General features: G+C 38.9%; 11 protein-coding genes. 1 reads left to right on the top strand and 10 read right to left on the bottom strand.

What is annotated here, in order from left to right; translation table 11 throughout:
- Window positions 1-23 precede the first annotated feature (23 nt).
- Entirely contained in the window at window positions 24-764 is a 741-nt protein-coding gene (locus G6W45_RS05850; RefSeq protein WP_194167830.1) for a sulfite exporter TauE/SafE family protein, read from the top strand.
- 30 nt (window positions 765-794) lie between these two features.
- On the opposite strand, the gene G6W45_RS05845 is transcribed toward G6W45_RS05850, so the two are convergent.
- The 10 genes from G6W45_RS05845 to fliF all read right to left on the bottom strand — a co-directional run bounded on the left by G6W45_RS05845 (window position 795) and on the right by fliF (window position 12,666).
- Entirely contained in the window at window positions 795-2,255 is a 1,461-nt protein-coding gene (locus tag G6W45_RS05845) for a methyltransferase regulatory domain-containing protein (protein ID WP_194167829.1), read from the bottom strand.
- Complete coding sequence (serC, locus tag G6W45_RS05840) at window positions 2,255-3,334, bottom strand: phosphoserine transaminase (protein WP_194167828.1); 1,080 nt, start codon at window positions 3,332-3,334, stop codon at window positions 2,255-2,257. Before serC ends, G6W45_RS05845 begins: the two co-directional genes overlap by 1 nt.
- A gap of 2 nt (window positions 3,335-3,336) precedes the next feature.
- Window positions 3,337-4,503, bottom strand: a complete 1,167-nt coding sequence (gene xseA, locus G6W45_RS05835) for an exodeoxyribonuclease VII large subunit (protein WP_194167827.1) — start codon at window positions 4,501-4,503, stop codon at window positions 3,337-3,339.
- The gene (gene ubiE, locus G6W45_RS05830; protein WP_194167826.1) at window positions 4,496-5,218 is read right to left on the bottom strand and encodes a bifunctional demethylmenaquinone methyltransferase/2-methoxy-6-polyprenyl-1,4-benzoquinol methylase UbiE; all 723 of its coding nucleotides are present in this window, start codon (window positions 5,216-5,218) and stop codon (window positions 4,496-4,498) included. The genes xseA and ubiE overlap by 8 nt, the downstream gene beginning before the upstream one ends.
- 12 nt (window positions 5,219-5,230) lie before the next feature.
- Window positions 5,231-6,637 carry a CYTH and CHAD domain-containing protein gene (locus G6W45_RS05825; RefSeq protein WP_346265365.1) on the bottom strand — a complete coding sequence of 469 codons (1,407 nt, stop codon included), beginning with the start codon at window positions 6,635-6,637 and terminating at the stop codon, window positions 5,231-5,233.
- 138 nt (window positions 6,638-6,775) lie between these two features.
- Window positions 6,776-7,186, bottom strand: coding sequence for a Fur family transcriptional regulator (locus tag G6W45_RS05820; RefSeq protein WP_054197019.1), 411 nt, complete (start codon window positions 7,184-7,186; stop codon window positions 6,776-6,778).
- 72 nt (window positions 7,187-7,258) lie between these two features.
- Entirely contained in the window at window positions 7,259-9,085 is a 1,827-nt protein-coding gene (dxs, locus tag G6W45_RS05815; RefSeq protein WP_194167825.1) for a 1-deoxy-D-xylulose-5-phosphate synthase, read from the bottom strand.
- Window positions 9,078-9,941 carry a flagellar assembly protein FliH gene (gene fliH / locus G6W45_RS05810; RefSeq protein ID WP_194167824.1) on the bottom strand — a complete coding sequence of 288 codons (864 nt, stop codon included), beginning with the start codon at window positions 9,939-9,941 and terminating at the stop codon, window positions 9,078-9,080. Before fliH ends, dxs begins: the two co-directional genes overlap by 8 nt.
- Window positions 9,938-10,969 carry a flagellar motor switch protein FliG gene (gene fliG, locus G6W45_RS05805; RefSeq protein ID WP_021091747.1) on the bottom strand — a complete coding sequence of 344 codons (1,032 nt, stop codon included), beginning with the start codon at window positions 10,967-10,969 and terminating at the stop codon, window positions 9,938-9,940. Before fliG ends, fliH begins: the two co-directional genes overlap by 4 nt.
- On the bottom strand, window positions 10,969-12,666 hold the full coding sequence (gene fliF / locus G6W45_RS05800) for a flagellar basal-body MS-ring/collar protein FliF (RefSeq protein WP_194167823.1): 1,698 nt from the start codon (window positions 12,664-12,666) through the stop codon (window positions 10,969-10,971). Before fliF ends, fliG begins: the two co-directional genes overlap by 1 nt.
- Window positions 12,667-12,668 lie beyond the last annotated feature (2 nt).

Here is a 12,668-nt window from a genome sequence, read left to right as displayed (position 1 = left end):
TTGGCACTCATAAAAGGAAATTTATGCTTTTTGTTGAACTTTTTATAATCGGTATCGGCGTTGGATACATCGCTGGCTTTTTTGGCATCGGTGGCGGCACAGTCGTTGTTCCTATAATGGTCGCCTTTGGATATGACGTGAAAACAGCTATTGGCATAAGCGTCATGCAGATGATCTTTAGCGCGACGTTTGGCTCGTATCTAAACTACAAAGCTGGACTTTTAAAGCTAAATCGTGGCGTATTTTTAGGTCTTGGAGGATTGGTCGGAGCTAGCTTTAGTGGCATAATCGTATCTCACACGCCTGAGCTCTTACTCGAACTACTCTTGCTTGCAACTTTTATCTTTTCACTCATAAAACTATACTTCACACCAAATAGCGACGGTACAAATGCGAACAACTCCGTATTTTTACTATTTCTAGTTGGTTTTTGTATAGGTGCACTTGCCATTAGTATAGGCATAGGCGGTGGGGTTTTTATAGCTCCTATTTTAGTTGGCTTTTTGCGCTATGATATGAAAAAAGCCGTTTCAATGGGAGTATTTTTTGTGATGTTTGCAGCTTTCTCTGGCTTTATCTCACTATCTTTAAACGGCCACATCTCTTATTTGGAGGGTACATTCCTAGGGCTTGGCTCGCTAATAGGCGCATACTTTGGCACCAAAAAGACACAAGCTATGGATAAAAAAGCACTTAAAAAGTGGTTTTTACTCTTTTATATAGCAATGATCATTCTAATCTTAAAAGATATGATATTTGGCTAAATCAAAAATTTAAGGCTAGGCTAGCTAGTCTTAAATTTCTTCAAAAAAGTAGGCTTCGCTTAATTTAAAAGCAAGCTTATCTAGTTCATCTTTACTTAAATTTACGCTCTTTGCGATATCTTCTAAACTAGCTTTGCCATCAAATTTTAAAGCGGCCTTGATCTCTTCATGGCTTAAGTTTAGCTTGCCATTTAGCTCATTTGCCAAAGAGATAACTGGTGAGCTAGCATTTAAAAAATACTCAAGATACGCAGCAGTTCTAGGCTTTAGTTTAGTTTTACCAGGCTCATAGATTAGTGCTTTGAGTTTTGAAGAAGAAATTTTAGTGTTTTGATCGTTTAAAATTTCAAGCAGTCCCACAAAAGCTTCATTTGCATTCTCGCCAAGTGCCGCCTTTACTTCGCTTAAATTTAAGCTTTGTGGATAGCTTTTGCTTAAAATTTCTTGCGTTTTTGTCCTTGGCTGCTCGCTAAAATATGCAAAATAAATCTTATCAAGCTCGCTCTCTCCAAGCACCGCGTCAAAGTCCTCAGCACCGCCAAGTCTCTCTTTGTGAGCGATGAGGCTTTTTCTAAATGATCTATTAAACAAAAAGTCATTTAGCTGCTCTTTTTTGATGCGAGAGTCGTAATTTTGCTCGATATGTGCGTCAAAGCGGTAAATCCCAGTTGAGCTTGCAAAGATGTCATTTAGTGAAGCATCTATTACGTAGCAAAGTCCGTGTTTATCGATATGTTTAGCAAATTTATGAAAGTAGATTGGCTCGTTACTTGCCTCTAAAAAATCATGTAATATATAATAATCATTACCCTTTGCGATAATGCTTTGTAAGAAATTTAGCTGTGTTAAAAGAAGCTTCATACTATCTTTGTATACGACGTCGCTTTGGCTTTGCAAGCTAAATTTCAAATAATCCTGCAAGAAATTTAACTCGCTTTTTACGCGAGCAAGTGCTTCTTTGCTGTCGTTGCCTGAGCTTACAAAAAGCATAAAATCTCTTAAAATATCAAGGCTCTTCCAGCCAGGATAGGTATTATACGAAACATAAGCGATGCCATCCTTGCTAAGTAGTGCCTTAATCGTTGCAAGTAGCGCGTCTCTCACGTTTGGGCTCACCCAGCTATAAACACCATGAGCGATAATATAGTCAAATTTTCCAAGCTCTTTTATATCGCTTTCATTCATGTGCAAAAAATTTCGCTCAAGCAGAGTAAAATTTTCTAAACCTATCTGCTTTGCTACTTTGTTACCTTCAGCCACTTGATGGCTTGAGATGTCGATACCAACGACTTTTGCGTTTTTATGCGAAATGGCAAATGGCAAGATATTACCGCCATATGATGAGCCAAGCTCAAGCACCCTAGCCTCTTTTAAGCTAGCTGCTTTAAGCCCCAGAAATTTAGCAACCGCCTCTATCCTAACAGGTGAGCAGTCGCTAAATGCGGCCGAGAAATAAGGAATTTCGTCGTAAGCTTTTTTTGCCTTGTTCATCAGCCGTGCTTTCTAGCAAATTCTCTCATGAACTCGCCAAGTTTTTCAACATCGCTTTGGCTAACGGCGTTGTAGATAGAAGCTCTTATGCCGCCAAGATGTCTGTGACCTTTTAGTCCTAGCATGCCCTCTTTTAGCGCTTCTTCGACAAAAACTGGCTCAAGCGCATGATCTTTTGGTATCGTAAAGCTCACGTTCATATCTGACCTACTTGATTTTTTAGCGTGCCCCACGTAAAAGCCATTTGAGCTGTCTATGATGCTATAAAGCGTGCTTGCTTTTTTGGCATTTATCTTCTCAACCTCGGCAAGCCCGCCAAGATCTAGTAGGTGCTGCATGGTTAAATTTAAAAGATAAATTCCAAAAGTTGGCGGTGTGTTGTAAAGCGAGTTTGCCTCTACGTGCGTTTTGTAGCGCAAAAACATAGGGACGTTTTGGCTGCTCACGCGATCAACTAGGTCTTTTCTTAAAATGACGATAGTCACGCCGCTTGGGCCTGCATTTTTCTGAGCGCCGCCATAAAGCAAGCCGATACTGCTAAAATCAAGCGGTCTAGCGAAAAAGTCGCTTGAAGCATCGACAACTAGGGGAGATTTTGTCTTTGGCATAGCCTTATACTGCGTGCCATAAATCGTATTGTTTGAGCAGATGTAGGCGTAGTCGGCGTTATCACTAAATTTCACATCAGGGATGTAAGAGAAATTTTCATCTTCGCTACTTGCGACGACATCTACATTTACGCCAAGCACTTTTGCCTCTTTGATCGCTTTATTTGTCCAAACGCCGGTGTTTGCATACTCAGCCCTGCCACCTTGATATAAATTCATCGGTATCATGCTAAATTGCAAGTGTGCGCCACCTTGCAAGAATAAAATTTCATACTCATCACCGATGCCGTAGAGCTTTCTTATCTTATCCATCGCGCCAAAGTGGATCTCCTCAAAGGTCTTGCTTCTGTGACTGATCTCCATGATCGAGTAGCCTTCGCCTCTGTAGTCGGTAAATTCGGCCTTTGCGTGCTCTAAAACATCTAATGGTATCGCGCTTGGGCCTGCGCTAAAGTTTATTTTTCTACTCATTTTTACTCCTTGATTATTGCTTTTTTATGTGTATTTTGCGAAATAAGCTCTATCTCATCGTCTATTTTTAAATCCCTAAGATCGGCTCTCTTGCCATCTTTTCTAACCTCGATAAGCCCCTTCGTGCTCTCAAAAAAGAGCTCTCTCATCTCATAAGCTTTCTCTAGCGAGCTAAGGGCTGAGCCTAGAAGCAATATCTTTCTTTGCACGGCGTTTGCTATGGCGTTTTGCTTGTTTGCTACCTCGCTAAATTTTAGCTCGATCCTAGCTTTTAGGGCATTTGATGAAAATTTAGAAAGAAGGACATTTAGTAAATTTTGCTTTTTGGTGATTTTTAAGCTTAAAGCGCTATCAAGATCATCGCTGAGCCTGTCAAGATACTGAAAAAAAGCCTCTTCATCAGGCAAAAGATCAAGCATAGCTGCACTTGGCGTAAGCGACCTGCGGTCTGCTACAAAGTCGCTTATAACGTAGTCGATCTCGTGTCCGATAGCACTTATGACTGGCGTTTTGGTGGCGTAAATTTCACGTGCCAAGTCCTCGTCATTAAAGCACCAAAGATCCTCTTTGCTACCACCTCCGCGAGCCAAAACAATCACATCAACGCCGTATCTATCAGCTCTTCGTAAAGCCTTTATGAGCGAGTTTGGGGCATTTTCACCTTGAGTTAAAGCATCAAAAATATAAATTTCGCTTAATTTCCAGCGGCTCGTCACGACCTTTAGCATATCCTGAAGCGCCGCTGAAGTAGCGCTTGTGACAAGGGCTATTTTTTTAGGTAAATTTGGTATCTCTTTTTTTGCAGTGATGTCAAAAAGTCCCTCATTTTCGAGCTTTTCTTTAAGCTGCCTAAACGCGAGCTCAAGCTCACCTTCGCCATCAGGCAGCATCGCACTAGCCACTAGCTGATACGACCCGCTTGGCGAGTAAATGGTCACTTTGCCATAAATTTTTACTTTTAACCCATCTTTTGGCAGGAATTTCACCTTTTGGTTATTCATGCGATACATCACAGCTGAGATGCTTGACTTTTCATCCTTTAGCGTGAAGTACCAGTGCCCAGAAGCGTGCTTAGTAAGGCGCGAAATTTCTCCGCTTACCTCGACATAGTCAAGGGTTGCTTCAAGCAGTGCCTTTGCTTTTTCGTTTAGCTCAGATACGCTAAGCATTGACTTCTCTTACCTTTTTAGCAATAAATAGTGTCGAAATATCCATGCTAAAGCCTTTGCAAAGCTCTATCTCAAAGCCAGCTTCGACTAGCTCGTCGCAAAAGCTCTTTGCGTCCAAGAAATTTTCGATCGAGCTTGGCAGATACTCGTATGCCTCTTTATTTTTTGAGATAAAGCCGCCAATCTTTGGCAAAATTTTACTTAGGTAAAAATCTCTTAGCGAGGTTATAAGCCCATTTTTCTGGCGTTTTGTAAATTCAAGTACGACTACATAGCCATTTAGAGCAAGCACTCTATTAAACTCCTTAAGCGCAGCCTTTCGCTCGACCACATTTCTAATGCCATAGCTTATGCTTAAAATTTGAGCCTCTCCGCTTGCAAGCGTTGTATTATCAGCGTAGGCCTCTATAAATTTAAAATTTGGAAATTTTGCCCTAGCCTCTTTTAGCATGCCGCTTGAGGGATCGATACCAGTAAGGCTTTTTATCTGCACGCCAAATTCTTTTGAAATTTCACTCCAAAGCCCCATCATATCGCCAGTGCCACAAGCTACATCTACGATATTTATGCTTCTTCCTTTAAAAATTTCTAGCATATATCTGCAGGCAAATTTCCTCCAGCTCACATCCACACCAAGGCTTAGCACTCTGTTTGCGACGTCATAAGTCGGAGCGATCTGATTAAACATATCAACGATTTTTTCTTGTTTTTGCATAAATTTGCCCTTTTATATGTAGTAAATTTTTAAATTTCTTGAAATTTTGCGAGTTGCTTTTATAAATTTAAGACGCTTTTTTAGTATCTCTTCTCTACTTTTATAAATTTGCTTGTAAATTTTACTCTCAAGCCTCTCTTTATCTGGCATTTCTGGAAGTCTTTTAAGGATACCGAGCCAGACGTCATAGTCTTGAAGATTACCAAAATTTTCTTGCATCTGCTTTAGCTTCTCTTCATACTTTTTAAGCCCTTCAAAATAAAAAATTTCACATAAAAACTCGTATGTATATCTCATCTTCTTAAGCTCTATCCTAAGATCATGAAAGCTCTCATTTGGGCAGTCTTGATTTAAGCCTTTTAGCCTTTTTTGAGCTAAAACCAAAAGCGTTCTAAGCTTAAACGAACCAAGGCGCGAAAGGCTTACATCAAAGAGTTTTGACTTATAAAATTCACCCTCGTTTAAAAATATCTCCCACTCTTTTAAAAATGCGTAATTTTCTTCGTCGCCAAGGTAGCTTTTTACATTTTCATACTCTAAATCTAGAGCCTTTTTTACAAAATAAATAGGTTCATTTGCATGTTTTTGCTCGTTTAAAAAGCTCAAAAATACATCCAAATCTCGCTTTTTGTTTGTCGAGTTTGCAAGCATTTTAAAATTCTCACCAAAAAAAAGTGTCACTTTCTCATCAAAAACGCCACTAAAAATTTTAAGGATCGATCTAACCTTTCTTAAATTTACGCGAAGCTCATGCAAAACTTCTTCATCTTTATCTATCAAATACTGGCTTTTTAGCCTTTTTATTACTTTAAAAATACTAACAAAAAGGACTCTTAGCGCCTCTCCACTTTTTAGATTTGCAGCAAAATTTGGCAGAATTTCTTTTTCTTTTATGATCTTATAGGCTCTTTTGTAGTCGATTTGTTCATTTTCATTAGCATGGATGGCAAGAAATTTATTTTTATATCTTTTATCGCAAGTTACGTCACTTAGGCAAAAATTTTCTAAAAACGGTGGTAGCTTGAAAAAGACGGCCTCATTTTCATCGCTAAATTCGATTTCAAATGTACAAAGCCCGTTTAGTTCATTTTTAAAAATATCAATATTGCAAGGATTGTTATTTAGTTTAAAAATATATCTATCTTTTAAGATGACGCTACCGATGCGGTTCTTAAGAGCCTTTTTAAACTCCGCTTTTTCGCAAAATTCTTCATTTTCTTCTCTGATTAGACCTTTGCCGATCTTTACAGTTTTTATAAATTTATCCTCTTCACTTCGAAAGCGGATCTCTTCATTTTGCGTTATCTTGGTATAAAACTGAGAAATTTCAAGATGCTTAAAGACTACTCCAGCTTCTTTTAAAAAATCTAGAATTTGAGAATTTTTGAGTAAAAATTTACGCTCTATCTCCAAACTCACATTTTTCTCCAAAATTTTTTGTTCATTTTAGCAAGTTAGTGCTTAAAACAATGAGAAAAATGCTAAATTTAGGCTTATTTTAAAAGTATTTTTATAAGAAAAAAGATGGAATTTATGTTGCTAAATAGCAACATAAATTTATTTACAGTGTTTACAGCTTTTTACGCTAGCTACGATATTTAGACGTTCTATTATATTTCCGATCTTCTTTTCTAGTGCTTCTTGGTATTTGCCAAGCTCAGCATCATCGTAGCTCACATCCTCGACGCTTCCACAGCTTTCGCAAACTACATGAATATGTGGATATTCGTAGATGTCATATCTAGCCTTTTGATTGACGATATTTACTTCAACTACAAGACCTTCGTCTTTTAAAGTATTTAAATTTTTATAAACCGTTGCTAGAGAAACCGATGGGCTCTCTTTTAAAATTTCATCATAAAGCTCATCAATCGTTGGATGCGTGTGGCGATCAAGAATTCTTAAAACGCTAAGGCGTTGTGGCGTGACTTTTAGCCCAGATTGCTTTAATAATGATACGTATTGCATAGTGCTTTTCCTTACTTTTATTTTGGCTTATGCTAGCAAAAATAATATTAAACGTTACTTTATTAAATGATATTAATTATTTTCTAGTAAATTTTTGGTAATCTGCTCGGCACTTATACCAAGATGTTTTTCAACCTCAGCGGTTGAACCATGAGGGATAAATTTATCTTCATACTCAAAGCTGATGACGCTTATATTTGAAATTTTATTTTCTTGTAAAAATGCACTTACTATCTCGCCAATACCGCCTTTTTTGGCACTATCGCTAAAGATGTACCACTTTTTAGTGCGTTTTGCAAGATCTAATAAAAGCTCACTATCAAGCGGCTTTACAAAGATAAGATCAACCAATATCACATCAAGCTTGTCAGCTAGTAAATTTTTGACCAAATTTGCTCTTCCAACGCCGTTACCGTAGCCTAAAAATACAATATCACTCTTTGCGTCAGCTAAAATTTCACCCTTGCCAAACTCAAGTGGCTGAGCTTCAAACTCATCTCTTAAGATAAACGCTCCGCGCGGATATCTAAATGCGCTAACACCCTTGCAAGAGTAGGCAAATTCCATAACATTTTTCATACTCTCTTCGCATCTTGGGGCAAAAAGAACCATGTTTGGCACAGCATTTAAAAAGCTAATATCAAAAGCACCCTGATGTGTTTCGCCGTCCTCACCTACGATACCAGCCCTATCCATCGCAAACGTGATGTTTAAATTTAAAATAGAAGCATCGTGAATGACCTGATCGTAGGCTCTTTGCATGAATGTCGAGTATATTGCAACAAATGGTTTAAACCCCTCTTTTGCCATGGCTGACATCGATGTAACTGCATGCTGCTCAGCTATCGCCACGTCCCAAAAACGATCTGGAAATTCTTGTATCAAAGCGTCCATACCAGTGCCTGTTGGCATCGCGGCCGTCACACCAACGATATCGCTGTGCTCTCTTGCCATTTTTAATAGCTGCTCACTAAAGATCGCCGTGGCTGACTTATTTGACTGCCTTTTGATAAATTCGCCACTTTTTAGATCAAATGGCCCGACTCCGTGCCAATTTTCATAGTAACCCTCTGCAAATTCATACCCTTTGCCCTTTAACGTCTGTACATGAACGATGACTGGCTTTTTCATGTTTTTGGCAGTTTCAAATGTGCTAAGAATCGCGGCTAAGTCGTGTCCATCAACTGGCCCAATGTACTCAAGTCCAAGCTCTTCAAAAAACATACCAGGAGTGATGAGTCTAATGCCCTCTTCGATACGTCTAGCCATATATGCAGCCGAATCTGGCATATAGCTTAGAAATTTCTCAACCCTACCCTTAAATTTTTGATAAAACTGCCCTGCCATCATTTGGCTTAGATACTTGCTAAGTGCGCCTATTGGCTTGCTTATGCTCATCTCGTTGTCGTTTAGGATGATGACGCAAGGATATTTTCTATCGCCTAGCTCATTTAGCGCCTCGTACGCCATGCCGCCACTTAGTGAGCCATCGCCTATAACAGCTACTGGGATACGATCTTCGTTTTTAAGTTTTATCGCCTTTGCAGCACCAACTGCAAGCGATATAGATGTCGAGCTATGTCCTGCTACAAAGTAGTCAAATTTACTTTCGCTTGGCTTTGTATAGCCACTGATGCCGTTAAATTTTCTAAGCGTATCAAAGCTCTCCCAGCGTCCAGTTAGTAGCTTGTGTGCGTAGCTTTGGTGGCTTACATCGAAGATAAATGGATCTTTTGTCACATCAAAAATTTTATGCATTGCTACAATGATCTCAACTGCACCGATATTTGAGCTAAGGTGACCGCCATTTTTACTAACGGTAGCTAAAATTTTATCCCTGATGTCATGACAAAGTGCGTTTAGTTCATCAACATCTAAACTTTTAACGTCTTTATTCATTATTTACCAGCATTTTTAGTTTTTCTAGCCTTGTTTGCATAGTCGCATCGATATTGCCACCATCGCTTATAATAACCACACCACCTTTGCTTATAGCATCATCGGCGCTTATTTTGACGTGCTCATTCTTGCTAAATTGCTCTTTTATATATTCGCTATCTTCGGGATTTACGCGAATTTCTATATTTTTGACATTACTTAGCTCTTTTATAAGCGAGCTTGCTAGATGATGAGCGATCTGATTTGAAGAGGTTGAAATTTCTTTATCGATTACTTCTTTTGCGATTTTTATAGCAGTTTGCCCAAGCTCTTCTTCGATCTTCTTTAAAAACTCATCAAATTTAACATACTGCTCATCTAGCTTTGCAGCTGAAGCGCTAAATCTAGCCTCTAACTCATTTATCCTTGCTTCATTTGCTGCATTTGCCTGGGCGATACCCTCATTTTTACCATCTTCTTTTGCACGAGAAATTTCAGCCTCAAGGCGTTTAGCAAATTCGCTCTCTTGATTTTCTATTTGCATTTGAAGTTTGATGATGTTGCTACTTAACTCATCTGTTTTTTTAAGCAATTCTTCGACAAAGCTTGACTCGCCTGCTTGCTGTATCTGTGGACTTTGAGCCTGAGAAGCAAAGTGGTTTTGTGAGTTTGTCTGCGTTTGGTGGCTAGCTTGAGGAATGAAATTTTCACCATTTTGCCCAAAATTTTGCTCGCTTAACTCTTCACTAAGATTATTTTCTTCTATCAATACAGGAGCACTATCTGCAGCTCGCTCTCCAATTCCAAGTACTTTAAATCTGTAATTTTCTATAAAGTGAGCTGGAGAAGTTTCACTGGTTATTACGCTGCTTTTCATTCTATCATCTCATCTGCTTCGCCGACTTGGAACACACCTTGATCAGCTAGAGTTTGTACTGTCTCTACTATGCGTCTTTGAGCCTCTTCAACATCTTTTACACGCACCGCACCAAGATATTGCATCTCCTCTTTGAAGGCTTCTGCTGCACGCTGAGACATATTTGATAAAAATTTATCCTTTATGCCATCGCTTGAGCCTTTAAATGCGACCATAAGGTCTTTTTTATCGACATTTTTAAGAATTTCTCTAATCGCAGTTGCGTTAAGGTTGATAATATCTTCAAATGTAAACATAAGCTCTTTAATCGTTGTTGCAAGCTTATCATCGCTTTGTTCGATGCGTTCGATCGTACTTTTGCTGGCTTTTTGCCCAAGTCTATTAAGCACTTCTGCCACAGCTCTTGGACCGCCAACTTCGACTTTGTACGATGTAAGACTTTCAAGCTTACCCTCAAGCACGGTTGAAACACGCTTAATTACCGATGGGCTAATATCACCAAGATTTGCCATTCTAATAACGACTTCGCTTCTTAGCTCATCTGAGAAAAAGCTAAGCGTTTCAGCAGCACTCGTTGAGTCCATGTGAGCTAGTATTAGCGCGATGGTTTGAGGGTGCTCTTTTATGATAAAGTCTGCAAGCTGTTGTGGTTTTATCTTATCAAGATAGCCAAAACTTTTTGAGTTTTCCATGCTTTTTGCAAGCTTGTCTAAAATTTTCTGAGCAGCCTCTGGACCAAATGTGCGGTATAAAATTTCTTTTGCGTACTCTAAACCACCACTTCTCATATATTGATTTGACTGCATTAATGCGTAAAATTCTTCTAGAACAGCACTTGCGACTTGTTTGTCTATATTTTTTGCGGTTGCGATATAGCCTGAAATTTCAGTGATGACATCAACATCCATGTGAGAAAATATAAGAGCAGTTGCCTCTTCGCCAAGCTGAATCAGCAAAATAGCAATCTTTTCAGGCATCGATAGATCATCATAAATCATTTTTTGCTTGTCATTTAGCTTTATTGACATCAAATTTCCTTACGCATATTAAAGTCGCTGTCATTTTTTACCATATCTTGAAGTAGCATTGCTATTTCTTCATTTCTCTCTGTGATGACCGCTCTCATTTTCTCAAGTAAAACATCGTATTTTAGTTCATCTTCATTAAACTCGCCACTAAGTCCTAGTTGTTCTTCGACCTTTTTGCGAGCAGCTTTAAATTTCTCAAGTGTATCTTCAGCATCTACCTCAATATCTTCAAGGCCATCTTGAACTTGTTCCTCTTCTTCTTTTGTCTCTTCAAGCATCTTTTGCATAAATGGCACAATGACTTTTTTATAGAAGATATAGAGCAACAATGCTGCAAAAATATATTTTAATAGCGGCATAAATGGCACTACATAGTTATTCACAAAGCCATCCATTTTCTCACTAGCGCTTATATCTTTGCCAGTTTTAAACTCAAAGTTATCTAAGCTTACTTCATCGCCTCTATTTTGATTGTAGCCGATTGATTGCTTGATCAAATTTGTGATTGACTCTCTTTGCTCTTTGGTAAGTGGGGCAAATTCAAGCTCGCCAGTTGGCTTGCCGTCTTTATCTTTTTTGCTCTGATAAAGTCCGTCTATAACGACAGCTGCACTTACTCTGTTTATGCTAGCAAACTGCCCTTTAACATTTGTTACTTTCTTTGAAATTTCGTAGTTTGTCTGCTGCGAGCTTTTGTTGTACTGCTCTTTTAAAGTGCTGTCATCTAGCCCTTGAACAGGGCCTATGTTGCTAACCGCACCTGGTACGCCGCCCACTTCATTTGGAGCTGAGCCTTGGCGCTTTTCTTCGATATTGCTCTCACTTCTTACGACGTTATTTGGGTCATAAACCTCGCTTTTTGTATCTTTTTTATCAAAGTCAAAGTCGATATTTACCTTTGCTACGACCTTGTCCGCACCGCCCACGATAGGAGCTAGCACATTTACGATCTTTTGCTCGTAATTATTTTCAAACTCGCGCTTATAGCGGATCTGCTGAGCTATAGCGTCACTATCAAACTCACCATCTTCATCGCCAAGTGCGACTCCGTCTTGATTTACGATTTTTACATTTTCCGTGCTCAAGTTTGTAACAGAGGCAGCGACAAGGTTTTTAATACCAAAAATTTGCTTTGCATTTAGGCTAACGCCTGGCTTTAGCTCGACTACGATAGACGCTGTTGGAAGCGCTTGTCTTTCAGTGAAAACACTCTCTTTTGGTATGGCTATTCTTACGGTTGCTTTTTGGATAGATGAGAGGCTCTCGATCGTTCTGGCTAGTTCGCCCTCAAGCGCTCTTTGAAATTTTACTCTCTGCTCAGCATCAGTCGCACCAAATTCTTGCTTATCAAAAATTTCAAAGCCGATTTTGCTCTCTTTTGGTATTCCAAGCGTTGCAACAGCGATACGCTCTTTATAGACATCGCTCGTTGGCACAAGAATAGTGCCTTCGTTTGCTAATTTATATTTAATGCCATCTTTGTTTAGCTGATCAAGTATTAAGGCAGAATCGTTTGGGCTAATGTTTTCAAAAAGGACGCTATAACCTGCAAAATTTTCATTTTTGCTTTTATAAAGTGTTAAAAATACTAAAAATGCCACGACCAAGATGATAGAGCTAGCTGCAACTATTTTTTGCTTTAATGAAAGCTTTTGATAAATTTGACTTATTTGATGAAGTAATGCCTTAAAATCCATAT

Origin of the sequence: Campylobacter concisus (genome assembly GCF_015229955.1) — a bacterium.
Taxonomy (GTDB): Bacteria; Campylobacterota; Campylobacteria; order Campylobacterales; family Campylobacteraceae; genus Campylobacter_A; species Campylobacter_A concisus_AT.
Note: the sequence above shows the minus strand (reverse complement) of the source record. Positions and strands in the feature narration are given on the sequence as shown.